Source organism: Parapedobacter sp. GCM10030251, assembly GCF_042666505.1.
GTDB lineage: Bacteria > Bacteroidota > Bacteroidia > Sphingobacteriales > Sphingobacteriaceae > Parapedobacter.
Genome location: NZ_JBHTDN010000001.1, coordinates 1,359,849 through 1,382,043 on the forward strand (window position 1 = coordinate 1,359,849; position 22,195 = coordinate 1,382,043).

The window sequence follows — 22,195 nt, forward strand, 5'->3', positions numbered from 1 at the left end:
ATAAGATATAAAATGAAAACAACAGGAAATACCGTATTCATCAGTGGCGGAAGCGCCGGCATCGGTCTGGCTATTGCCAAAAAACTAAATGCAGCAGGTAACAAGGTTATCATCAACGGACGTAGCGAAGAGCGCCTGAAAAACGCTCTGAAAGAACTTGAAAGCTCGGCGGTAGGTATACTGGGCGACCTATCGGTAGAAGCAGACAGGATCCGTATTGCGGAAGACCTGAAAACTAATCACGCAGATGTAAATATCATCGTGAACAATGCCGGAGCTGCTTTTATGAATGATTTAAGTGATGGCAATAATAATGCCGCTGAAAAAGCGTACATCGAGACCAATACCAACTATATCAGCGTGATCCATTTCACTTCGCTGCTTACTCCACTGCTTTTGCAACAGGAAGACGCTGCGATCATCAACATTTCTTCGATTGCAGTATTCAGGTCAAATAAATACCTGCCTACCTACTCTGCAAGCAAAGCGGCGCTTCACAGTTATACACAAGGACTCCGGGATACCTTTGCTGAAAATGAAAAACTGAATGTGTATGAAGTATATCCGCCACTGGTCAATACCGAGTTTTCTGCAGAGATTGGAGGAGCCAACGGTATTCCGCCATCAGAAGTGGCCGATGAGCTGTTTGCTGCTCTGGAAAAGGATCAGTTTGAAGTGCCGGTAGGCGATAGTAAAAAACTACACGCGTTGGTAAACCCGGTAATAGAACAGACGCCTCACTAATTTGTTTATAAATATAAACTCAAAAGACATGAACCTAAAAGGAAAGACAATCCTGATAACGGGTGGCGCATCGGGCATAGGTCTTGAAGCAGCGAGACAATTTTTGGACATCGGGGCGAAGGTTATCATCACCGGAAGAAATCAGCAGAAGCTGCGTGCGGCAAAGGAGAAGTATCCCTCTTTAATTACGGTGCAAAGTGATATTTCTGTTGAAATCGATGCAAATGCTCTTTTCCAACAGGTAGAAACCTTGGGCGGCATTGATATTTTGTATCACAATGCCGGTGTAGGTGTACCGCCAACCAATCTGGGAATACCAGGTAAAAAGCATCTGGAAGGAGCTATTTATGAAATGGAAGTCAATTATTTTGGCGTTATCCGATTGAATGATCTTTTTCTGAATATGCTTAAAACGAAAGACGAAGCGGCTATCATCCATACCACATCGATTCTCAGCATCGTACCTTCGATACTGGAAGCAACCTATTCAGCGTCCAAAACAGCACTGGCTTTTTATACCAAAATACTCCGCGCACATCTGGAAATTATAGGCAGTAAGGTAAAAGTTTTTGAGCTTTTACCTCCATTGGTCGATACAGATATGGTGGCCGATCGGGACGATAAAAAAATAAGTCCGGAGCAACTGGTCAGGGGCCTGATAAAAGGTTTGGAGAAAGATGAATTCACCATTCGGATAGGCGACTCCAAAGCGGTGTATTTTATTAACAGGTTAGCACCTAAGACGGCATTTGGCCTGGTGAACAAAAAAAAATATGCTGAACATTTAAAATCGTAACAATCCCAAAAATCAAAAACATGGAACATCACTTTAAAGCTTTAGTTGTCCGCGAAAACGAAGGAAACTTTTCCGCTAAGGTAGAAACGCTTCCAATCACAGATCTTTCCCAAAACGAGGTCCTGATTAAAGTGCAATACTCTTCAGTAAATTTCAAAGACACGATGTCCGCAATCGGCAACAAAGGCGTGACGCAAAAATTTCCCCATGTTCCGGGTATTGATGCCGTAGGCGAAGTGATTACATCTTCCAATACCAGGTTTAAGGCGGGAGATTATGTAATTGTTACCGGCTACGATTTAGGAATGAACACTTGGGGCGGCTTTGGCGAATACACCAGTGTTCCGTCGGCCTGGGTTGTGGCGCTGCCTAAAAAACTTTCGCCTTTGGAAGCAATGTGCTACGGTACGGCCGGGCTTACCGCCGGATTGTCCGTTTACGAACTTGTCAAGGCAGGTGTAAAACCTGAAAATGGAAAAATTGCCGTAAGTGGTGCAACAGGTGGTGTAGGCAGTTTATCAGTGGCTATTCTGGCAAAATTGGGCTATGACGTATTAGCCATTAGCGGTAAAGAACAAAGTGATTTCCTAACCAAAAAGTTGGGTGCAAATTCCGTTATTTCACGACAGGAATTTGTGGAGAAATATGACAGTAAACCAATGTCATCCACAGAATTCGCAGGGGGGATTGATGCCGTAGGCGGAAACATTCTTTCCGGAATTTTAAAAGCCACCAAATACAATGGAGCCGTTACCTGCTGTGGGTTGGTCGCTTCATCAAAAGTGGATACCAGCATTTTCCCCTTTATTTTAAGGCATGTGAAACTGATTGGCATAGATTCCGTGGAGCAACCATTGGAATACAAAGAGAAAATCTGGCAATTACTCGCAGATGAATGGAAACCCGATATATTAACAGAGATAATAAAAGAAGTCAGTCTGGAAGAATTGCCTGCTGCATTAAACAAGGTCCGTGAGGGCAATGCCGTAGGACGTTATGTAGTAAAGCACAAATAAAAAATGGAGATTATGAAAGCATATACCCTAAATCGTTACAGCAAAGACGATAAACTTCAGTTGGTTGAATTATCCGAGCCCACTGTGCAGGAAAATGAAGTATTGGTACAAATTCATTCGGCAAGTGTAAACCAATTGGACTTAAAACTAAAAAGTGGTGAGTTCAAATTATTGCTTCCCTACAAATTCCCATTAGTTTTAGGACACGATGTCGCAGGTACCATAACAAAAGTTGGCTCAAGGGTAAGCCGTTTCAAAGTGGGCGATGAAGTGTATGCCCGTCCTGCCGACTTCCATATTGGGGCATTTGCCGAGTTTATTTCAATCCATGAAAATGATGTTGCATTGAAGCCAAAAAATCTTTCTATGGAAGAAGCCTCATCTATTCCCTTGGTTGGTTTAACCGTTTGGCAGGCATTAGTTGAAAAAGCAAAACTTCAAAAAGGGCAAAAAGTATTCATACAGGCAGGTTCCGGTGGTGTGGGTACGATTGCCATTCAGTTAGCGAAACATTTGGGAGCAATCGTAGCCACCACCACAAGTGCCGCTAATTTTGAGATGGTAAAAAGTCTGGGGGCTGATGTTGTAATTGATTACAAAACACAAGACTTTGAAACCATACTAAAAGATTATGATGTGGTGTTGAACAGCCAGGACGAAAAAACCCTTGAAAAATCGTTGCGGATATTGAAGCCGGGCGGCAAGCTCATTTCCATTTCGGGGCCTCCCGACACGGCCTCTGCAAAAGAATTAGGTTTACCCTGGTTCTTAAAAACAGTGATCTTCTTTTTGAGCAGAAAAGTCAAAATTCAGACCAAAAAACGCAATGTAGCTTATTCGTTTTTGCTTATGCAGGCAAATGGGAAGCAATTGGCTGAAATCAGTGCATTGATTGAAGCAGGCATTATCCGTCCCGTTATAGATAAGGTTTTTCTGTTTGAGCAGACCAATGAAGCCTTATCCTATGTTGGAAGCGGACGAGCGAAAGGAAAAATAGTTATAAACGTTCAATTGTAACAATCAAAATCAGTTAATGGGATACAAAAGTCCGTTAGACATTTTTACGATACTTACCTCATATCCCGAATTCGAAAACTATCTGTCAGCATTCATGGATGCGTGGCAAGGCGGAGCGCAAGACCAGTTGCAGGGGCAAATAGCATCGGCAAAAATTCCACTTTCAAGAATGATTTCACCGCAACTGTATTGGAGAGAGAACACTCGCTGATGCCATTCTGGACAGGATCGTTCATCAATCATTACGAGTAGAATTATATGGTGAGTCGCTCCGTAAAAAGAAAAATTCAACAAATGGAACAGTAAAAACAGAAATTTAAATCTGTTTTTAAAAGTAACTTTTGATTGTTACTGTCAGATTAAATCTTAACTATTGCAAGTTAGATATGTAAAAAAGACAATTTTTTTCACTCTTGTTGCACCAAATGTTGTAAGTTCGGGTCATTCTTGATGCGTTCCATTTCGCTCTCTACAATCTGGACAACGTCCGCTTTAACCTGCCTGTAATTGGCTTCGATTACCTGCTTCATATTGTCGTTGCCGTGTTCATCGGTAAAGGATAATATCTGCGGTATCTTTTTGTAGGCTTTGGTTTCGGCAGAAACCTTTTCGTTATCCACCACGATTTCAGCATGAAAGATTTTCTGCTCGATACGCTCATCGAAGTTGTCAGCTACTGCTCCGGCAAACATACCTTGTGTAAGCGTGGATATTTTAGATGCAGGTATAAGCGTATCCAATTGGGTTGATATGGATGTGGATTTATCATTGCGGTTAATGGTCATGCTTTGGCGTTTCTGTAACACCTTACCAAAACGCTCGCTTAGGTTTTTTGCTGTTTCACCGACCACCTGACCGGAGAAAACATTACCAACGGTATTTTGGATGACCTTGCTTTCCTTATCGCCGTAATCCCTCGTTAACTGTGAATAATCTTGAAAGCCTAAGCACACGGCCACCTTATTGCTACGTGCCGTTGCGATAAGGTTGTCCAAACCCCGAAAATATATCGTAGGCAGCTCGTCTATGATAACGGAACTCTTTAACCGCCCTTTTTTATTAATGAGTTTTACAATCCTCGAATTGTACAGACCCAAAGCGGAGGAATAAATGTTTTGGCGGTCGGGATTATTTCCGACACATAGTATCTTTGGCTCTCGGGGATTGTTGATGTCCAGTGAGAAGTCATCACCTGTCATTACCCAGTAAAGCTGTGGTGAAATCATCCGTGACAATGGGATTTTTGCCGATGCTATCTGCCCCTGCAACTGGTCTTGTGCTCCCCCTTGCCATGCATCCATGAAAGGCGACAGGTAGTTTTCCAGTTCAGGATACGAGGTAAGTATGGTGAATATATCTGCATATTTTTTGTTTAGCAGTTCAATGGCGTGTGGGAATGTGCAATACTTCCCGTTTTCATAGATTTTCAGATACCAAATGATGGAAGCAAGCAATATAATCGGGCTTTCCACGAAAAAATCACCCTGTTTTGTTATCCACGTCCTGTTGAGGTTAAGCATGATGGTATAGGATGCTTCGTAGGCATCGGATATGTCCGTCATGAAGTCTGGGTTGAGTGGATTGCATCGGTGGCTCCGGCGCGGGTCATCAAAGTTGATGACGTAAAACTTCGGCTTTACCTTATACTTATCGGAATGTTTCAGCAAATGATTGTAGGCAATGGTGGAAAGGTCGTCAAACTTGAAATCATAGATATACATTGCAAAGCCCTTTTCGATGTGTTGCCTGATGTAGTTGTTTACGATGGCGTAGGATTTTCCGGAGCCGGGGGTGCCAAGCACTGTCGAGGCTCGAAAAGGATTGACGACATTAATCCAACCGTTGTTCCATTTGCCTTTGTAATAAAATCTCGTGGGAAGATTGACCGAGTATTCATTTTCCATTAGACGGGTTTCCTGCCCAAAGCTCTCGTTTTCATTATTGAAAACGTCATCCATCAGATTGTTGCGGAGCAGCCGGCTCACCCATACCCCCGCCATGAGCAAGGCTATATATCCCATGCCCGTTGTAAGGATGTAAAGCGATGCGGCAATCCCTGCCGACAGCTTTAACAATGGCGTATTCAGAAAGAAAAGCACAAAGCCGATGGCTAAGGCGGTATAAATTTTAGCCCATGTTATCTTTTCGTTCTTTACGCCCTTTGTTCCGAGACAGCTTAACGCCAACAATAGCAATGCAAAAATCTTGGTGTAAAGCGTGTGTTCAAAAAGCCCTGCGGTACGGTTGAAATTGGTCAGTATCTTGCCGATGAGTTCCAGTGTCCAACCACGCTGCTCAAAGAACCCGTAACAGAACCAATAAAAGTGCATCAGTACCAAAAGAATACTTACGGCACGCATAAAAGCCATGATTTTGGCTAATCCTCTCAAATCGTCTTCTCCCTGCATAAACAAAAATTTTAGTGATGCAGGGAATTTAGGGGCTATTTAAAACGGGTTATACAAAAGGGTGTCGGATGGCTTTTACTGGCTTTGTTTGACATCGGTTGAAAACCACAATGACCAAGATGTTAATCCTGGTCATTGATGGTTGAAAGAAATTATTGTTGTCTTCCCCGTCTTCCGTGTTTCTTCTTTTTCTTCATGCGGTTGGTAAATGCCTGTTCCTCGTAGTCTTCGCCCTGTGCCTCCGGCAATAGCCCACACAACCCGTCTATCCATAAGTCATCGGTCGGCTGTTCTCTATTAAGGAAGTTAAAAAGTGTATGGGCTTCCTCTTTCTCTACGGCGGTGCCGTTGCCTGCGGTCAGTGGCTGATTTAGGGTATTTGTGTTTTCAGCTTCTTGGCGTTGCCCCACCGCCTGCTCGTTCCACCAGTCATTAAAGACATTCGCCGATAGGTTTTTCCCCAGAGCTGAACCGTTCCAAACGGTACGGCTTTCGTGGTCGATAAAAGTCATACCATAAATGCGCCCCTCATCGTTGCGTCGTACCACGGTATTGATACCCTGCTCCAACAGTTGCTTTTTAAAATCTGCTTCATCCGTGGCGGTGTGCATGGCCACTTCAATGGTACTTTTGAGTACGGCTCTTGCGGGGTCGGCTTTCATTTTCTCCTTAGCCTGTGCGAATTGGTTTTGCAGTTCGTCCAGTCCTGCCTGCTTGCCGAAAAGGGATGCCTTAAAAGGATTGCTTGCTTTTTCCCCCTGCTCGTTCACTGCAAAATAGACAAGACCGTTTTTAGGCTGTCCGTGCAATTCCCCTTTGACTGCCTCTGCTGTAATATTGAAAAGCGAAAGCAAGGCATTGTATGCGCCGAGGCTTGCGTACCCGTAATACTTCGGCAGGTGTCGCACCACCGAAGCGATTTGGCTCTTCACGTTTCCGGCTCTGTAGTCCACCGGACGGAACACCAGCTCTTTTCCGGTGCGCTGTTTTTCCGTTGCAGGTATAAGATTGTACGTCTGCTCCAAATCCCTACAGATTGCCATTGAACGGGGATGGTCGTAACTGTCCGGTAGCTTCTTCCCGTCCAAACCCACACAGACCGTTACGATATGGATATGGGTACGTTCAATATCGGTATGCTTGAAAACTATATAGGGTTGCTTGCCATACCCCATCCGCTCCATATACTCCTGCGCCATTTTTACGAACTGCCCATCGCTGACCCTATCCGCAGGATCTGGGTTCAGCGATATGTGGCGCACTGGCTTTTCCGTTCTGATATTTGCGGACAGATACGGCTCAAAGCACTGGTGCAGGTAACTGGTCGAATAGGTATTATCCAACGTTTCGGGTATTCTGTTCAATAACAGAACCTGCCCATTTTCACTGTCAATCTTCTTTTGGTTGTAGGAAATAGCACCGTACAAATTCTCACCCTTTCCAATCTTTGCTATCATTTTATCTGTGTTTTTGCAAGTGTTTTTTTTCAAATTCCTGCGTTAGCTCAATCACTTTCCGGCACAATTCCGCCATTTCTGCGGTCTGTTTTTCCAGTTTAAAGAGGTAAGCCGATGCTTTTTTCTCCGAGAAATTGCGGTAAAGTATCTTCACGATTTGGTTGTAATTTACGCCAACCGCCCTGAACTGGCTGTAAAAACTGGTCAGTCTCGTATGAAAATCGATTGCATCCATATCAATCTTTACGGTCTTGATTGGCTTCTGAAAGATGCAGGCTGTAATAAAATGTGCCATTACTTTCATTCCCGATTGCTCGAACAACGTAAGGAATTTGGCATTTTCTTCGTCCGTAAGACGAAATACATAACGGTGGATGCTTGGGTTTGCTTTAGGTTTGCGCCCACCTTTGTTCTGTTCCTTTTTCTCTTTTCCATTCATTATAAAATCCATTTTAATATTCAACAAAACCCCGACTTCGGAGGGTGTTTTAAAGCTCCCTGCAAGGGCAAGTGGTTTTGAGGCACGAAACGGGTTTCGAGTGCCTCAAAACATAACTTGCTCTGTTCGGGTGAACAGAAAATCCGCCCCGTGGGTCGGATTGGGTAAAGCGGAAAAAAACGGCTTTGCGCCGTTCCGCCCATAACTTCCATTCTCCAATGATTTTTCCATTCACCCCCTGCATTTAAGCCCTTACAAAGTAAGGGTAGCTTTTTCAAAGCATTGCCCTATCCGCCACGACCAAACATTGCCAAAAAATGCCGTGGATTACCGCTTTAAATCAATGGAGCGGAATAACCTGCTTCTTTGCGCTATCAGTCACGCAAGCCTGTTTGCAGGCATCCGCTCCCGATGGCAGTTCTGAAAGACGGAGCGCAGGAATGCCGGAACACATGACGGCGTTCCGCTCGGTAGGCAGGAATACCGGACGGCATGAAAACTATCCGGTAGCCATTCCAACAGGCAGGACGACAGGCAAGCCATCGGTCTTGCCCGTGTGAAAGCCGGAATGACGGCACGGCTGACTGAACGAATGACGGCAAGCCCGACAGACAGGATTGTATCAAGACTGCCGGACAGTGTGCAGGGATGACAGCCCTGTTCCATGCAGGACGGCAGGCAGTCCACGGAAATAGAAACTTAAAAATAGAATAGAAATGGAAGCAACAAACAGGACAAAATTCATTGCTTTTTCAAGCCAAAAAGGAGGCGTTGGGAAAAGCACGTTTACAACCGTTACGGCAAGCATACTCCATTACCAAATGGGTTATAACGTAGCTGTCTTTGACTGCGATTATCCACAGCACAGCATCTGTCAGATGAGGGAACGGGATTTGAAAGCGGTCATGCAGAACGAGGTATTGAAAAAACTGGCACACCGCCAATTTTCCACCATCAACAAGAAAGCCTATCCGGTACTGCAAAGTAGGGCTGACAATGCCCTAACGGATGCGGAAGCATTCATACAGTCCTCGACCGTTCCCGTGGATATGGTTTTCTTCGACTTGACCGGAACGGTGAACACTTCGGGCTTGCTGAACACACTGGCAGGAATGCACCACATCTTTTCGCCCATCACGGCAGACCGTGTGGTCATGGAAAGTACATTGAGCTTTACCGATGTGCTGACCAATGTCCTTATGAAACAAGGTCAGACCTCCATCGAAACCATACGCCTGTTTTGGAACATGGTCGATGGCAGGGAAAAATCGCAACTGTACGAAATCTACGGCAACGTCATTAACGAGGTCGGACTGCAAGCAATGGAAACACGCATTGCCGATAGCAAACGCTTCCGCAAGGAAAGCGAGGCAACGGCAAAAACTGTCTTCCGCTCCACGCTATTGCCTCCCGACAAAAGATTGATGAAAGCCTCCGGCTTGGATTTGTTCATCAGTGAATTTTTAAGAACCGTCAAACTGTAACCGCTATGGAGAATGAAAATAAGAAAAAGCCGAATGCCCCGATTGACGAGGCGTATCTCATGTCCATTATGGCAGGCGAAACAAAGAAGCCCCAACAGGCGGTAGCACCGCAAGAGCCGACAAAGGAAACAGCAACGGAAAAACCCGTAGCCAAAGAGCGCACCCGACAAAAGAGGACTTCCGATACGGGCTATGGCGAACGTTTCCTCAACAGCCACACCATGACACGCCGTGGCGATAAGAGCATCTACATCCGGCAGGAATACCACGAACGGCTTTCCCGTATCGTGCAGGTTATCGGGAAAGATAAGATACCCCTATACGCCTATTTGGACAATATTCTCGAACATCATTTTGAACAGTTCGAGAAAGCCATCACCGATGATTTCAACAATAAGTTTAAACCCATTTTTTAAAATATTCGATTATGAAAAAGCAACAGCAAAACCAACCTAAAAAGGTACTGCGCATAGCCCGATATAAGTCGGTTTTTTTAAGACCGACCGGAGTTGTCGCAAGGTGCGGAAAGTCGGTGTACATCTGCCCCGACTTTCACAAGAAATTATCCCGTATCGTCTGTATTATCGGAGAGGGAGAAATTACGCTTACCGATTACCTGCACAGTGTATTGAAACACCACTTTGAGGATTTCGGCGAGGAAATAAATACAATCCATGCCCGAAACCAAAAGCCAATATTATAGCTATGGAAACATTGATTGTAATATGCCTTATCATCGTCATTATCCTTTTGCTGAAAGATAAGGTGGTCATCCATAAGAACGTCCGCAGGGAAATAAAGCCGGAAAAGAAAAGCCCCGACCTGCTGGATATTATGGGGCTTCCCAAGCCTGTGGAACGCCACACCTTGCCACTGAATGCCACAAAGAGACAATCGGGCGAACGTGACGGGATAGCTGATAATTTTGGAACAGAAACCTACGGGATTGGTTTTGGATTGGAAAATCTGCAGATTGAGGGAGAGCCGGATGAAGTTTTCGGGAGTATATCTGATTTTGAAAATGAGGAAGACGAATGGGATGAGTACGGGTTTGAGGACAGCGACAATGAGTTTGCCACAGGGGTTACCTTTGATGAACTGACAACCGTGGGGGCATGGTTGGAGCAAGATACACTTGAACCTGCCCAGCAACAGAAAGCGGTGGATATAGTTCAGCGATTACAGGGAACGGAATTGTTAAGTCTGCTCGAAAACTCAATGGATGGGGCTTCACGGAAGATTGCAGAGCTGTTGGACAAGAGCCTTTCCGCCGGAACGGATTTCAGTTCTCCCGATTTGCGGAAAAGTGATTTAGAGGGTTTCGACATTGGGGAGTTTGTCTGAAAAGACAGCTTCCCTTTGTTTTTTAAAAGCGTAGAACATGATAGACCTTATAGTTAATTCACCACAAAACAGAGCAAGTATGATAAGTTCAAAGAATGACCCCGATTATATATTCGAGGAATACAAAGGCTATACGATAGCAAGCCACAAAAACAACGTGGTCGGAAAAGACACCGACAACCTTATTATTGTTTACCGTCCGAACGAGTTCCCCAACTTCGGATTTATTATAGGGCTTGACGACAGCAAGCTATCGGGGCGCAGAAAATCCGTACCGCACAATATGGACGATGCAAAAGCCTACATTGATTGGGCGGTAAACATCCGTCAGAAACAAAGTGAAAACAAACGGGTACAGCCCAAACCGAAAAAAGGCAAAGGGCGGAAAAGGTAAGGGATTGACCCGATAGGTAGAACGTCAGACATTGAAAATGTTTGGCGTTTTTTATGCCCTTTTCCCACGCATAATGCCATATCCTGCCAATTCATTCCGCTGATTTCCAGTTTTCCATAACGCTTCGATTTCCATAAGACTTTTGTTGCGAAAGCCCGCACGAGGTGGGAAAGTAGTAACAATTTAATTCAGTTAAATCATGGTAAAACAAAGCAAAAAAGTGTTGCTGACAGGCGTTGCGCTCCTGTCGGCATTCGGTGTGTTCGCACAGGGCAACGGCTCGGCAGGTATCACCGAAGCCACGCAGATGGTAACAAGCTATTTCGACCCTGCGACCCAATTAATTTATGCGATTGGGGCTGTGGTCGGATTAATCGGTGGCGTAAAGGTGTACAACAAATTTAGTAGCGGTGACCCCGATACAAGCAAGACTGCGGCGTCGTGGTTTGGGGCTTGTATCTTCCTCATCGTAGCGGCGACCATTCTCCGCTCATTCTTCCTTTAAGCCGACGACCTATGAGCAATTACAATATCAATAAAGGCATCGGCAGAACGGTCGAGTTCAAAGGACTGAAAGCACAGTACCTGTTCATCTTCGCAGGTGGTCTGCTCGGCGTGGTTATCCTCGTCATGGTCATGTACATGGCAGGCGTAAACTCCTACGTGTGCCTGTTCATCGGGGCAGGCGGTGCATCGCTCATCGTTTGGCAAACATTCGCATTGAACGGCAAATACGGCGAATACGGATTGATGAAAGTCGGAGCAAAGAAAAGGCATCCGAAATACATCATCTGTCGCAGAGCCGTACACCGCTATTTAAAATTCACTTCTAAATCCAGTCATTTATGAGAAATACAGGAAAAGCCACAACGTTGGAAAGCAAGTTTCCATTACTGGCGGTGGAACACAACTGCATCATTTCAAAGGATGCAGACATCACAGCTTGCTTTCGGGTACACCTGCCGGAGTTATTTACGGTGGCATCGGCAGAGTATGATGCCATTCATTCGGCTTGGCATAAGGCTATCAAGACCTTGCCGGACTACACCATTGTCCACAAACAGGACTGGTACATCAAGGAAAGCTATGCGCCGGATATTGCACAGGACGGGTTGAGTTTCCTTGCAAAGTCCTATCAACAGCATTTCAATGAACGTCCATTTTTAAACCATTACTGCTATCTCTTTTTGACCAAGACGACCAAAGAGCGAATGCGAGCGCAAAGCAACTTTAGTTCGCTTTGTAAGGGTGTACTTATCCCGAAAGAAATAAGGGATAAAGAAACCGTCCGAAAGTTCATGGAAGCGGTGGCACAGTTTGAGCGCATTATCAACGATAGCGGTTTTGTGAAACTGGAACGCTTGACCGAGGATGACATCATCGGCACTGGCGACCAACAGGGATTGCTCGAACAGTACCTTACCCTGTCGAGGGAAGCCGGAACGCCCATGCAGGATATAGCTTTGGGAAGCGAGGACGTGCGTATCGGCAACAAAAGGCTGTGCCTGCACACCCTGTCCGATACGGACGATTTGCCCAACACGGTATCGGCAAATACGAGGTATGAAAAGTTGTCCACGGACAGGAGCGATTGTCTGCTGTCCTTTGCCTCTCCGGTCGGCTTGCTCCTTAGCTGTAACCATATCTATAACCAATACCTGTTTTTGGACAACAGCGATGAGAACCTGCGGAAGTTTGAAAAGTCAGCCCGTAATATGCACTCACTGGCAAGGTATAGCCGTGCCAATCAGATTAACAAAGAGTGGATTGAAAGGTATCTGAACGAAGCGCACAGCTTCGGGCTATCCTCCATCCGTGCGCACTTCAATGTGATGGCGTGGTCGGATGACCCGAACGAACTCAAACAGCTAAAGAACGATACGGGCAGTGCGCTCGCTTTGATGGAATGCAAGCCGAGGCATAACACGGTGGATGTTGCGACACTGTATTGGGCAGGCATGGCAGGAAATGCAGGCGACTTTCCGGCAGAGGAAAGTTTTTATACGTTCATTGAACCTGCGCTGTGTTTCTTCACCGAGGAAACCAACTACCAAAATTCGCCATCGCCTTTCGGTATCAAGATGGCAGACCGATTGACCGGAAAGCCCATCCATTTGGATATATCAGATTTGCCTATGAAGCGAGGCATTATTACAAATCGCAATCGCTTCGTGTTAGGCCCATCTGGGGGTTGGCGGGCTATTCTTAATTGAGTAGCCCGCCAACCCTCCAAACTGGAAGTGGAAAATCATTCTTCACCAATCACATGGTGAGGCAGTATTATGAGCAAGGCTCTCATGTACTATTGGTCGATACGGGCAACTCTTATCAAGGGCTGTGCGAACTGATTAAGGGGAAGACAAAAGGAAAAGACGGTGTGTATTTTACCTACACCGAAGACAACCCGATAGCATTCAATCCATTTTATACGGATGACGGCGTATTCGACATTGAGAAAAGGGAAAGTATCAAAACGCTCATCCTTACGCTTTGGAAGCGTGACGATGAACCGCCGACCCGTTCAGAGGAAGTGGCATTGTCCAATGCCGTGAGCGGTTATATCGACCGTATCAAGCAAAGCGGTGAATATCCCTCTTTCAATGGATTTTACGAGTATGTAAAAGGTGACTACAAAAAGGTACTGGAAGACAAACAGGTGAGGGAAAAAGACTTTGACCTCGCAAATTTTCTGAACGTGCTTGAACCCTATTACAAGGGCGGAGAGTACGACTATCTGTTGAACTCCGACAAGCAACTTGACCTGCTTTCCAAACGCTTTATCGTGTTTGAAATTGATGCGATTAAAGACCACAAAATCCTCTTTCCCATAGTGACCATCATCATTATGGAAGTATTCATCAATAAGATGCGCAGGCTCAAAGGTGTGCGCAAAATGATACTGATTGAGGAAGCGTGGAAAGCCATCGCCAAAGAGGGAATGGCGGAGTACATCAAGTACCTTTTTAAGACCGTCCGAAAATTTTTTGGTGAGGCTATCGTGGTCACGCAGGAAGTGGACGACATCATCCAGTCACCCGTGGTCAAGGAAAGTATCATCAACAATTCCGACTGTAAAATCCTGCTTGACCAACGCAAGTACATGAACAAATTCGATGCGATACAGGAAATGTTGGGGCTTACAGAAAAGGAAAAATCCCAAATCCTTTCCATCAATCAGAACAATGACCCGTCAAGGCTTTACAAAGAGGTATGGATTGGGCTTGGCGGTACGCATTCCGTCGTGTATGCCACAGAGGTTTCGCTCGAAGAATATTTGGCATACACCACAGAGGAAACCGAAAAAATGGAGGTCATGCAACTGGCATCCGAACTGGACGGCAATGTGGAACTGGCGATAAAACGCATTGCCCAACAGAGACGTGAGAACGCAAATAATTATTAATCATTTAAAAAAATCAGAGACAATGAAAAAAGTAATGTTACTGGTGTGTACGGCATTTATGCTTGCCGTTGCACCGTCCGCAAAGGCACAATGGATTGTGACCGACCCTGCAAACCTTGCATCGGGTATCATCAACAGTGCAAATGAAATCATACAGACTTCCTCCACCGTTTCAAACGTGGTAAAGAATTTCAACGAGGTAAAAAAGGTGTATGAACAGGGCAAGGAGTATTACGACAAACTGAAAGCCGTAAACAACTTGGTGAAAGATGCCCGTAAGGTGCAACAGACCGTGTTGCTCGTGGGCGATGTGTCCGAAATGTACGTGCAGAATTTCGGCAAAATGATGAACGACCCCAATTTCAGTCCGCAGGAACTGACGGCAATTGCCAACGGTTATTCCACGCTATTGAACGAGAGTACCGAACTGCTCAAAGAACTGAAACAGATTGTAAGCTCGACCGGACTTTCCCTAAATGACAAGGAACGTATGGACATCATCGACAGGGTTTACAAAGAGGTCAAGGACTACCACAGCCTTGTCCGCTATTACACCAACAAGAATATCTCCGTAAGCATTTTGAGGGCTAAAAAACAGAACAACACCCAAAGGGTGCTTGAACTGTACGGTACTGCTGAACAAAAATACTGGTAAGCTATGGAATGGAACAATCTTCACGAACTCCTGCGCTCGCTGTATGATGAGATGCTCCCACTGTCCGCCGATATGGCGACAGTGGCAAAGGGCATCGCCGGATTGGGCGCACTGTTCTACGTGGCACTGAAAGTGTGGCAGGCATTGAGCCGTGCAGAACCGATAGACGTGTTTCCGCTCCTGCGACCGTTCGGCATAGGGCTTTGCATTATGTTCTTCCCGACCATCGTATTGGGAACTATTAATGCGGTAATGTCTCCGGTGGTCAAAGGCACACACGCCATGCTCGAAAACCAAGTGCTTGACCTCAACCAATTGCAACAGCAAAAAGACCAGTTGGAACGGGAGGCGATGCTCCGCAATCCCGAAACCGCTTACCTCGTAAGCGATGAGGAATTTGATAAGAAACTGGACGAATTGGGATGGTCGCCGTCTGATTTGGCTACCATGTCGGGAATGTACCTTGACCGACAAGCCTATAAGATTGAGAAAGCCATAAAGGAATGGTTTCGCAATCTATTGGAGATACTTTTCCAAGCATCGGCACTGGTCATAGATACCATACGGACGTTCTTCCTTATCGTGCTGTCCATACTCGGGCCGATAGCCTTTGCGATAAGTGTATGGGATGGTTTTCAGTCCACACTTACGCAATGGCTGACCCGATATATCAGCGTGTACCTGTGGTTGCCCATATCCGATATGTTCAGCTCCATACTTGCGAAAATACAATCGCTTATACTGGAACGGGATATTGAAATGCTTGCCGACCCAACCTACATCCCCGACACATCCAATACGGTGTATATCATCTTCATGCTGATTGGGATTGTGGGCTACTTCACCATTCCAACGGTGGCAGGTTGGGTTATCCAAGCCGGAGGCGCAGGGAACTTTATGCGCAACGTCAATCAGACGGCATCGAAAACCGGAAACATTGCAGGAGCGGGAACGGGGGCAGTTGCAGGCAATATCGGTGGCAGGTTAATGAACAAATAAAAATCAGAAAGCAATGGAATTTAAGACACTAAGAAATATCGAAAACAGCTTTAGGCAAATACGGCTGTATGCCATTGTATTTGCGGTACTCTGCATCGCTGTGGTAGGATATGCCGTATGGCAATCCTACCAATTTGCGGAGGCACAACGCCAAAAAGTATATGTACTGGACAACGGTAAATCATTGATGCTGGCACTGTCACAGGATGCAAGCATCAACAGACCTGTTGAGGCAAGGGAACACGTTAAGCGTTTCCATGAACTGTTCTTTACGCTCGCACCGGATAAGAACGCTATCGAAAGCAACATGAAAAGGGCTTTTAATCTTGCCGGCAAATCGGCTTTTGATTATTACAAAGACCTTTCGGAAAAAGGGTACTACAACCGTATCATTTCGGGCAACGTGCAACAGCGTATCGAGGTGGACAGCGTGGTCTGCAACTTCGATACCTATCCCTATGCCGTAAGAACGTATGCCAAACAGTATATCATCCGTCCAAGCAATGTGACCAAACGGAATTTGGTCACTTCATGCCTATTGTTGAACTCGGTCAAGTCTGACAACAATCCGCAGGGCTTCAATATCGAAAAGTTTGCCGTGTTGGAAAATAGAGACGTAGAAGTCGTAGACCGCTAAAGCCAAGATTATGGAAGCAATATCAGATTTGAACACGTTCGCCAAAATCCTTACCGCAAAAGGATATGACGGTTATTTCCATACGCAGGGTGCGTATGCCGGAAAACTGAAAGCAAGCATCAGCGAATATCTCGCCAACAGCCCCAAAGGTGTGGTTAAACAGGAGTTGTTGCTGACCTGCTTTCTGCAATGGGCAGGCGAAGACCTGCCCAGGATAGAATGCCTTATGAGGGTGAAGTACCTAAACGGCAAATTCTTCCTTAACAGCATTGAAGTTGCGAAAAAAGACCGTTACGGGCAAGTGCTGAAACAATCGGAACTGACCGACCTGTCGGTCGTGACCGCTCCCAAAGCAAAGGAAGCAATCGCTATGGTCAGCGATGCGCTGGAGCAAAAGACGGTTCACAGACAGAAACGGTTCAGTTTCTAAAACGGATTAAGGCATGAAAAATCTAAGAACAACAATCAATAATTGGTTTGACAGGCTCGATGAGCGGTGGCGGACGATGCCTGTTGCAAAACAGCACCGCTATACGCTACTGCTCTTTTTGGGCTATGCACTATTGTCCGTTGCCGTGCTGTTGAAAGTGTTCTACGATGTAGCACATTCCGATAATACCATGACCATTGAGCATATCGAAAACCCGATTAACGGGCAAAACAAATCCTCGGTTTCTCCGCAGGACAGTATTAACACAATCTTAAAACGCAAAATGTATGAAAGACAGTGAAAACAAAAGGGTAAGTTTTTTGGTCGAAGATGACGACCCAAAAAACGGAATGGATGCACCGCAGGACGGTGCGCAGAACAAAGCCGAAAAGCTGAAAAAGCCCATCATTTTTACCCTCATGGTCGTGGTATTCCTCGGCTGTATGTATTTAATCTTCAAACCATCCTCCGATAAGAAAACGGTTGAGGATATTGGTCTGAACGATGCCGTACCACAGGCGACCGATGCAGGGCTTCAATCCGATAAGCAAAAGGCTTATGAACAGGAAATGCTCGAACAGAAAATGCAGGAAAAGCGCAATGCGCTCCTGTCACTGTCCGACTATTGGAGCGAGGACAGTACCGCCGATCCGGAAGCGGAGCAACCGGATGAGGACTACGAAGACGGCTTCGCTTACGGCGGTGGTACACGCAGGAACAGCAACCCTGCTCTGAACAGTTACCGAAGTGCGCAAAGTACGCTGACCTCGTTTTACGATAACAGCGACTACGAAACGCAGGAACTCCGCAGACAGGTTGAGGAACTGAAAGAGCAACTGGCAGAAAAAGACGTACCTCCAAACACGACCGTAGAAGACCAACTGGCTTTGATGGAAAAGTCATACGAAATGGCATCCCGTTACCTGCCGTCAAATCCGGCACATACGGATAATGCGGACACAACAGCATCGGCAAAGAGTGCCTCGCAAAAAGAACATTTCGTGGCATTCACCCCCGTAAGGAAAAATACGGTTTCCGCATTGTACCGTGAGCCGACCGACAGTGCTTTTTTGGCAAACTGGAACGAAACCCGAAACCGTGGCTTTTATACGGCAGGCGTTTCGGAACAGGTCATACAACCGAAAAACAGTATCAAGGCGGTAGTACAGGAAACACAGACCGTGACGGGCGAAAGTGGTGTACGGTTGCGTTTGTTGGAAACGGCGCAAACTCCCGTCCGTTCCATTCCGGCAGGAACGGTATTGACGGCTAACGCCAAGTTCCAAAGTGGCAGGTTGCAGTTAAAGGTAACATCCATCGAATTTGAGGGCAACATTATTCCGGTCGATATAACCGTGTATGATGTGGACGGACAGCAAGGGCTATTTGTGCCGTATTCCCCCGAAATGAATGCCTTGTCAGAGATTGCCTCCAACATGAGCCAAACCTCCGGCACTTCCATCATGATGACACGCTCGGCAGGGCAACAGATGGCAGGCGACTTTTCCCGTGGTGTGGTGCAGGGTGTATCAGGTTACTTCTCCAAAAAGGTACGCACACCGAAAGTAACCGTCAAAGCCGGTCATCAGATTTTCCTCGTTTCAAAAAATTAATGTTTAACTAAAATCAAAGAGAAAATGAAAGCAATATTTAAAAGCCTCATGGCAATGGTCTGTTTAACGGTCTTTATCACAGGTGCAAATGCACAGCAAATTGCATCCAATTTGGCAAAATTGAGCATGGGCAAGGTTGACCCTTACGAAATGCAGGTGACGTACAGCAAAACCTCGCACCTCATATTCCCGTCCGCAATCCGCTATGTGGATTTGGGTAGTGAATACCTTATTGCAGGCAAAGCCGAGGATGCGGAAAACGTACTGCGCATTAAGGCAAGCGTAAGGGATTTTGACGAGGAAACCAATTTTTCGGTCATCACGGACGATGGTCGGTTTTACAATTTCAATGTCTTTTACAGCCCTTATCCTGCAACGCTGAATTATGATTTGCTGACCATGCAAAAGGCATCGGACAGGGAAAACGGCAACGATGTTCTGTTTGAGGAATTGGGGGGCAATTCGCCGTCACTGGCAGGCTTGCTCATGGAAACGATTTACAAAAAGAACAAAAGGATTGTAAAGCATATCGGGGCAAAAAGCTACGGCATACAATTCCTGCTAAAAGGTATCTACGTCCACAACGGAAAATTCTATTTCCATACGGAACTGCGCAACAAAAGCAATGTTCCGTTCAATATCGACTTTGTGAATTTCAAGGTCGTGGACAAGAAAGTCGCCAAACGTACCGTGGTGAAGGAAAAGGCAATGAACCCGTTGCGTATGTACAAAACGCTCGGTGAAATAACGGGCAATACCACCGACCAAAACGTGTTCCTGCTTGACCAGTTTACCATCACGGATGACAAGGTTTTGGTTATCGAAATTTTTGAAAAGAACGGGGGCAGACAACAGGTATTACAGGTGGAAAACTCCGACCTCGTACACGCCAAGCTGATAAGCGATATGCACCTAAAGATTAATTAACCCAAAAAGAGAGAACAATGATACCTGCATGAGTTGCCTTAATGAATATTATATCAACTCATGCAAGCTTCATCACCTTTAAAAATAAAATTACAACGATGAAAACATACATTTTTGCCGTGGTGCTTGCCATGCTAAGCATGACGGCAGTACAGGCACAACGGATGCTCCCAAAACAAAAGGGATTGGAAATAAAGGCAGGTATGCTGTCCAAAGAAATAAGCGACAATTACTATCTGAATTTAACGATGACCGTGAACGGAAAGAATGGCAATTACTGGATATGGGGTGCGGAGTACACCCATCAGTTTTCCAGTTACAAGGATGTACAGATACCGCTCGAAACCTATACGGGCGAAGTCGGTTACAGTCTTCAGCTATTGGGGGATGCAAGAAAGACCGTTACGCTGAATGCAGGGCTTACAGCCGTGGTAGGTTACGAAACCATCAACCGGAGCGAAGCAATGTTGCCGGATGGCTCGACCATCCTCGACAAAGACAATTTTGTTTACGGTACAGGCGGACGGCTCACGCTCGAAACGTACCTGTCAGACCGTTTTGTGTTGCTCCTGCAAGGGCGGACAAAAGTATTATGGGGTACGGATTTGAAACAGTTCCGTCCATCGGCAGGGATTGGACTAAGGTTTAACTTTTAAATTGATTTGCAATGAAAACATTAATCAGAAAATACAGACTTCATGTACAGGCAATGTTCATGCTCTTGGCGATGTTGGTCTGCGCCGTGGTGCTTACCTCGTGTGAAAAAGACGAACTCGACATCAGGCAGAATTACCCTTTTGAGGTGCAGGTGATGCCTGTACCCAAAGAGGTAACGAACGGGCAGACCGTTGAAATACGGATTACCGTTCAGCGGTCGGGCAATTTCAACGATGCGAAATACTATATCCGCTATTTCCAGTTTGACGGACAGGGAGCATTGCGCTATCACAGCGAACCGCCGTATATGCCCAATGACGTGTACCTGTTGCCACAGACACAGTTTAGGCTATATTACACCTCGCAATCGACCGTATCACAGTCGTTTGATATTTGGATTTCGGACAACTTCGGGAACGAAAAGCAAGTCAGCTTTCAGTTTAACAGTAGGGATTGACACTATAAATCCTGTCCGATGTGGACAGGATTTTTTCATTTTTGAAGTCTCTTATTTCCATGTTTTTTCGTAAATTCAAACAGTAGAAACAAATAGCTTATCGTTATGACTTCATCATTGGTAATAGGTATAATATTTTTGATTTTGGGCTTGGGTCTGCGTTACTGGATTAATCGCAGGAAGTTTTACAGGCGAAGCCCTATGGGAGCTGAGGGCTTTTCAAGCTATGAAAAATCAGTTGCCATCAAGTTTATGGAACGTGTCGGCAAATGGATAGCCTATGCTTTGATTATTTTTGGAGTATTGTCGTTATGGGTATATTCACGAGAGAAAAAAGAAACGACATCGCCAACGACTGAAATACAAAAACCACGATAGACAACGATATAGTTATAAGAAACGGTACAGGTCTTTGCGGTCTGTACCGTTTTCTTTTGTACCAAATATTTAACTGTGGTAAATGTAAGCAAGTGGCAATAGAGTGTTGTGTATGAAAATCCACATCGTTATCTTTGCTATTAGAAAATATAAAAATCTTAAAGTGTTTTTGCTTTAAGTCTCGACATGGATATTCCGCGCCAAAGTACACCACTATTCCGTTCCAATATGCACCACCGATTCCGGAGCAAAGTACACCAGTCTGTAAGGGTTATTTAGGATTAGGTTGGTTCTCTGATTGATTTTCAGAGGCTGCCATTCCGACACAAAGTACACCAATAATTCCGCTGCAAAGTGCACCACTGGGAGTTTAAGGATTGCTAAGTTAGGTGTCGACAAGACCCTAACGATATGGCAAACAACCCCATTAGTATGCACAAGATAAGACAGTTACTATTATTTCTTGACCGTGGCTTTTCCCAGCGGAACATAGAAAAGGAAACCGGCATCAACAGACGTACGATTGCCGGTTATCTGAGGCGTTTCGGGGAGAGCGGATTCAGCTTCCGCGAACTCCTGCTTTTTGAGGACAGCGAACTGGAGGTTTACCTGAATGCCGATAAGCCGCCCCGGGAGCAGACAGATCCCAGGCGCTCCGAACTGGAAGCGCTGTTCCCCTATATGCTATCCGAGCTGCGCAAAGTCGGCGTTACGCGCCTGCTTCTGTGGCAGGAATACATCAGGGACTATCCCGTGGGCTTCCAGTATTCCCGGTTCTGCGAACTGCTGCAGGAACATATCCTCTCGCAGGGCGCCACCATGCACTTCGAGCATGAACCCGGCAGGGTGCTCCAGGTCGACTTTGCCGGTGACATGATGCATTATGTTGACACCGCAAGCGGCGAGCTTGTGGCCTGCCCTGTATTTGTGGCCGTATTTC

General features: G+C 45.7%; 25 protein-coding genes and 3 pseudogenes. 25 read left to right on the forward strand and 3 right to left on the reverse strand.

Annotated features, from left to right (window positions below; all coding sequences use genetic code 11):
• Nucleotides 1-12: 12 nt before the first annotated feature.
• The 5 genes and pseudogenes from ACFQRK_RS05955 to ACFQRK_RS05975 all read left to right on the forward strand — a co-directional run.
• A complete protein-coding gene (locus tag ACFQRK_RS05955; protein WP_379004604.1) occupies nucleotides 13-744 on the forward strand; it encodes an SDR family oxidoreductase in 732 nt (243 codons plus the stop codon).
• Nucleotides 745-772: 28 nt separating this feature from the next.
• A complete protein-coding gene (locus ACFQRK_RS05960) occupies nucleotides 773-1,540 on the forward strand; it encodes an SDR family oxidoreductase (RefSeq protein ID WP_379004605.1) in 768 nt (255 codons plus the stop codon).
• 20 nt (nucleotides 1,541-1,560) lie between these two features.
• Complete coding sequence (locus ACFQRK_RS05965) at nucleotides 1,561-2,556, forward strand: YhdH/YhfP family quinone oxidoreductase (protein ID WP_379004606.1); 996 nt, start codon at nucleotides 1,561-1,563, stop codon at nucleotides 2,554-2,556.
• Nucleotides 2,557-2,568: 12 nt separating this feature from the next.
• A complete protein-coding gene (locus ACFQRK_RS05970) occupies nucleotides 2,569-3,573 on the forward strand; it encodes an NADP-dependent oxidoreductase (RefSeq protein WP_379004607.1) in 1,005 nt (334 codons plus the stop codon).
• A 188-nt stretch (nucleotides 3,574-3,761) separates the two neighbouring features.
• Nucleotides 3,762-3,893 (forward strand): annotated as a pseudogene (locus tag ACFQRK_RS05975) (ATP-binding protein); the annotation flags it as partial.
• 87 nt (nucleotides 3,894-3,980) lie between these two features.
• On the opposite strand, the gene mobC reads toward ACFQRK_RS05975, so the two are convergent.
• The 3 genes from mobC to mobA form a co-directional block, all read right to left on the reverse strand.
• The gene (gene mobC / locus ACFQRK_RS05980; RefSeq protein WP_379004608.1) at nucleotides 3,981-5,981 is read right to left on the reverse strand and encodes a conjugal transfer protein MobC; all 2,001 of its coding nucleotides are present in this window, start codon (nucleotides 5,979-5,981) and stop codon (nucleotides 3,981-3,983) included.
• 152 nt (nucleotides 5,982-6,133) lie between these two features.
• Nucleotides 6,134-7,438, reverse strand: a complete 1,305-nt coding sequence (mobB, locus tag ACFQRK_RS05985; protein ID WP_379004609.1) for a conjugal transfer protein MobB — start codon at nucleotides 7,436-7,438, stop codon at nucleotides 6,134-6,136.
• 1 nt (nucleotide 7,439) lies between these two features.
• A complete protein-coding gene (mobA, locus tag ACFQRK_RS05990; protein ID WP_379004610.1) occupies nucleotides 7,440-7,877 on the reverse strand; it encodes a conjugal transfer protein MobA in 438 nt (145 codons plus the stop codon).
• Between the two features lie 317 nt (nucleotides 7,878-8,194).
• On the opposite strand from mobA, the gene ACFQRK_RS05995 reads away from it, so the two are divergent.
• The 20 genes and pseudogenes from ACFQRK_RS05995 to ACFQRK_RS06090 form a co-directional block, all read left to right on the forward strand.
• Nucleotides 8,195-8,437: a hypothetical protein gene (locus tag ACFQRK_RS05995; protein WP_379004611.1), complete on the forward strand. Its 243-nt coding sequence runs from the start codon at nucleotides 8,195-8,197 to the stop codon at nucleotides 8,435-8,437.
• A gap of 156 nt (nucleotides 8,438-8,593) precedes the next feature.
• Entirely contained in the window at nucleotides 8,594-9,361 is a 768-nt protein-coding gene (locus ACFQRK_RS06000; RefSeq protein WP_379004612.1) for a ParA family protein, read from the forward strand.
• Nucleotides 9,362-9,366: 5 nt separating this feature from the next.
• The gene (locus tag ACFQRK_RS06005) at nucleotides 9,367-9,777 is read left to right on the forward strand and encodes a DUF3408 domain-containing protein (protein WP_379004613.1); all 411 of its coding nucleotides are present in this window, start codon (nucleotides 9,367-9,369) and stop codon (nucleotides 9,775-9,777) included.
• Nucleotides 9,778-9,788: 11 nt separating this feature from the next.
• Nucleotides 9,789-10,064 carry a DUF3408 domain-containing protein gene (locus ACFQRK_RS06010; RefSeq protein WP_249991171.1) on the forward strand — a complete coding sequence of 92 codons (276 nt, stop codon included), beginning with the start codon at nucleotides 9,789-9,791 and terminating at the stop codon, nucleotides 10,062-10,064.
• 2 nt (nucleotides 10,065-10,066) lie between these two features.
• Nucleotides 10,067-10,705: a conjugal transfer protein TraD gene (locus ACFQRK_RS06015; protein ID WP_379004614.1), complete on the forward strand. Its 639-nt coding sequence runs from the start codon at nucleotides 10,067-10,069 to the stop codon at nucleotides 10,703-10,705.
• Nucleotides 10,706-10,784: 79 nt separating this feature from the next.
• Nucleotides 10,785-11,099 (forward strand): hypothetical protein, encoded by a 315-nt coding sequence (locus ACFQRK_RS06020; protein WP_379004615.1) that lies wholly within the window; start codon nucleotides 10,785-10,787, stop codon nucleotides 11,097-11,099.
• A gap of 199 nt (nucleotides 11,100-11,298) precedes the next feature.
• Nucleotides 11,299-11,604 carry a DUF4134 domain-containing protein gene (locus ACFQRK_RS06025; protein ID WP_290363183.1) on the forward strand — a complete coding sequence of 102 codons (306 nt, stop codon included), beginning with the start codon at nucleotides 11,299-11,301 and terminating at the stop codon, nucleotides 11,602-11,604.
• Nucleotides 11,605-11,615: 11 nt separating this feature from the next.
• Entirely contained in the window at nucleotides 11,616-11,948 is a 333-nt protein-coding gene (locus ACFQRK_RS06030; RefSeq protein ID WP_379004616.1) for a DUF4133 domain-containing protein, read from the forward strand.
• Nucleotides 11,945-14,502 (forward strand): annotated as a pseudogene (locus ACFQRK_RS06035) (TraG family conjugative transposon ATPase). Before ACFQRK_RS06030 ends, ACFQRK_RS06035 begins: the two are co-directional and overlap by 4 nt.
• Before the next feature lie 22 nt (nucleotides 14,503-14,524).
• Complete coding sequence (locus tag ACFQRK_RS06040; protein WP_379004617.1) at nucleotides 14,525-15,157, forward strand: DUF4141 domain-containing protein; 633 nt, start codon at nucleotides 14,525-14,527, stop codon at nucleotides 15,155-15,157.
• A 3-nt stretch (nucleotides 15,158-15,160) separates the two neighbouring features.
• Nucleotides 15,161-16,156 (forward strand): conjugative transposon protein TraJ, encoded by a 996-nt coding sequence (gene traJ / locus ACFQRK_RS06045; RefSeq protein ID WP_379004618.1) that lies wholly within the window; start codon nucleotides 15,161-15,163, stop codon nucleotides 16,154-16,156.
• Nucleotides 16,157-16,169: 13 nt separating this feature from the next.
• Nucleotides 16,170-16,793: a conjugative transposon protein TraK gene (gene traK, locus ACFQRK_RS06050; RefSeq protein ID WP_379004619.1), complete on the forward strand. Its 624-nt coding sequence runs from the start codon at nucleotides 16,170-16,172 to the stop codon at nucleotides 16,791-16,793.
• Nucleotides 16,794-16,803: 10 nt separating this feature from the next.
• Nucleotides 16,804-17,223, forward strand: coding sequence for a hypothetical protein (locus ACFQRK_RS06055; protein ID WP_379004620.1), 420 nt, complete (start codon nucleotides 16,804-16,806; stop codon nucleotides 17,221-17,223).
• Nucleotides 17,224-17,236: 13 nt separating this feature from the next.
• The gene (locus ACFQRK_RS06060) at nucleotides 17,237-17,524 is read left to right on the forward strand and encodes a nitrogen regulatory IIA protein (RefSeq protein WP_379004621.1); all 288 of its coding nucleotides are present in this window, start codon (nucleotides 17,237-17,239) and stop codon (nucleotides 17,522-17,524) included.
• On the forward strand, nucleotides 17,511-18,836 hold the full coding sequence (gene traM / locus ACFQRK_RS06065; RefSeq protein ID WP_379004622.1) for a conjugative transposon protein TraM: 1,326 nt from the start codon (nucleotides 17,511-17,513) through the stop codon (nucleotides 18,834-18,836). Before ACFQRK_RS06060 ends, traM begins: the two co-directional genes overlap by 14 nt.
• Before the next feature lie 24 nt (nucleotides 18,837-18,860).
• On the forward strand, nucleotides 18,861-19,763 hold the full coding sequence (gene traN, locus ACFQRK_RS06070; RefSeq protein ID WP_379004623.1) for a conjugative transposon protein TraN: 903 nt from the start codon (nucleotides 18,861-18,863) through the stop codon (nucleotides 19,761-19,763).
• 98 nt (nucleotides 19,764-19,861) lie between these two features.
• Nucleotides 19,862-20,419, forward strand: a complete 558-nt coding sequence (locus ACFQRK_RS06075; protein WP_379004624.1) for a conjugal transfer protein TraO — start codon at nucleotides 19,862-19,864, stop codon at nucleotides 20,417-20,419.
• A 53-nt stretch (nucleotides 20,420-20,472) separates the two neighbouring features.
• Complete coding sequence (locus ACFQRK_RS06080) at nucleotides 20,473-20,877, forward strand: DUF3872 domain-containing protein (RefSeq protein ID WP_379004655.1); 405 nt, start codon at nucleotides 20,473-20,475, stop codon at nucleotides 20,875-20,877.
• A gap of 105 nt (nucleotides 20,878-20,982) precedes the next feature.
• Nucleotides 20,983-21,255, forward strand: coding sequence for a molybdenum ABC transporter permease (locus tag ACFQRK_RS06085; RefSeq protein ID WP_379004626.1), 273 nt, complete (start codon nucleotides 20,983-20,985; stop codon nucleotides 21,253-21,255).
• 432 nt (nucleotides 21,256-21,687) lie between these two features.
• A pseudogene (locus tag ACFQRK_RS06090) lies at nucleotides 21,688-22,195 on the forward strand (IS21 family transposase); the annotation flags it as partial.

What these genes read in the sequence shown, in the direction of transcription:
- ACFQRK_RS06010 (WP_249991171.1), top strand. Translation starts at nt 9,789, where the DNA reads ATGAAAAAGCAACAGCAAAACCAACCTAAAAAGGTACTGCGCATAGCC.
- ACFQRK_RS06030 (WP_379004616.1), top strand. Translation starts at nt 11,616, where the DNA reads ATGAGCAATTACAATATCAATAAAGGCATCGGCAGAACGGTCGAGTTC.
- ACFQRK_RS06085 (WP_379004626.1), top strand. Translation starts at nt 20,983, where the DNA reads ATGACTTCATCATTGGTAATAGGTATAATATTTTTGATTTTGGGCTTG.
- ACFQRK_RS06005 (WP_379004613.1), top strand. Translation starts at nt 9,367, where the DNA reads ATGGAGAATGAAAATAAGAAAAAGCCGAATGCCCCGATTGACGAGGCG.
- mobA (WP_379004610.1), bottom strand. Translation starts at nt 7,877, where the DNA reads ATGAATGGAAAAGAGAAAAAGGAACAGAACAAAGGTGGGCGCAAACCT.
- ACFQRK_RS05965 (WP_379004606.1), top strand. Translation starts at nt 1,561, where the DNA reads ATGGAACATCACTTTAAAGCTTTAGTTGTCCGCGAAAACGAAGGAAAC.
- mobC (WP_379004608.1), bottom strand. Translation starts at nt 5,981, where the DNA reads ATGCAGGGAGAAGACGATTTGAGAGGATTAGCCAAAATCATGGCTTTT.
- ACFQRK_RS06060 (WP_379004621.1), top strand. Translation starts at nt 17,237, where the DNA reads ATGAAAAATCTAAGAACAACAATCAATAATTGGTTTGACAGGCTCGAT.
- ACFQRK_RS06055 (WP_379004620.1), top strand. Translation starts at nt 16,804, where the DNA reads ATGGAAGCAATATCAGATTTGAACACGTTCGCCAAAATCCTTACCGCA.
- traJ (WP_379004618.1), top strand. Translation starts at nt 15,161, where the DNA reads ATGGAATGGAACAATCTTCACGAACTCCTGCGCTCGCTGTATGATGAG.
- ACFQRK_RS05970 (WP_379004607.1), top strand. Translation starts at nt 2,569, where the DNA reads ATGAAAGCATATACCCTAAATCGTTACAGCAAAGACGATAAACTTCAG.
- ACFQRK_RS05955 (WP_379004604.1), top strand. Translation starts at nt 13, where the DNA reads ATGAAAACAACAGGAAATACCGTATTCATCAGTGGCGGAAGCGCCGGC.
- traK (WP_379004619.1), top strand. Translation starts at nt 16,170, where the DNA reads ATGGAATTTAAGACACTAAGAAATATCGAAAACAGCTTTAGGCAAATA.
- ACFQRK_RS05995 (WP_379004611.1), top strand. Translation starts at nt 8,195, where the DNA reads ATGCCGTGGATTACCGCTTTAAATCAATGGAGCGGAATAACCTGCTTC.
- ACFQRK_RS06025 (WP_290363183.1), top strand. Translation starts at nt 11,299, where the DNA reads ATGGTAAAACAAAGCAAAAAAGTGTTGCTGACAGGCGTTGCGCTCCTG.
- ACFQRK_RS06020 (WP_379004615.1), top strand. Translation starts at nt 10,785, where the DNA reads ATGATAAGTTCAAAGAATGACCCCGATTATATATTCGAGGAATACAAA.
- ACFQRK_RS06080 (WP_379004655.1), top strand. Translation starts at nt 20,473, where the DNA reads ATGTTCATGCTCTTGGCGATGTTGGTCTGCGCCGTGGTGCTTACCTCG.
- ACFQRK_RS05960 (WP_379004605.1), top strand. Translation starts at nt 773, where the DNA reads ATGAACCTAAAAGGAAAGACAATCCTGATAACGGGTGGCGCATCGGGC.
- ACFQRK_RS06075 (WP_379004624.1), top strand. Translation starts at nt 19,862, where the DNA reads ATGAAAACATACATTTTTGCCGTGGTGCTTGCCATGCTAAGCATGACG.
- traM (WP_379004622.1), top strand. Translation starts at nt 17,511, where the DNA reads ATGAAAGACAGTGAAAACAAAAGGGTAAGTTTTTTGGTCGAAGATGAC.
- ACFQRK_RS06040 (WP_379004617.1), top strand. Translation starts at nt 14,525, where the DNA reads ATGAAAAAAGTAATGTTACTGGTGTGTACGGCATTTATGCTTGCCGTT.
- ACFQRK_RS06015 (WP_379004614.1), top strand. Translation starts at nt 10,067, where the DNA reads ATGGAAACATTGATTGTAATATGCCTTATCATCGTCATTATCCTTTTG.
- traN (WP_379004623.1), top strand. Translation starts at nt 18,861, where the DNA reads ATGAAAGCAATATTTAAAAGCCTCATGGCAATGGTCTGTTTAACGGTC.
- ACFQRK_RS06000 (WP_379004612.1), top strand. Translation starts at nt 8,594, where the DNA reads ATGGAAGCAACAAACAGGACAAAATTCATTGCTTTTTCAAGCCAAAAA.
- mobB (WP_379004609.1), bottom strand. Translation starts at nt 7,438, where the DNA reads ATGATAGCAAAGATTGGAAAGGGTGAGAATTTGTACGGTGCTATTTCC.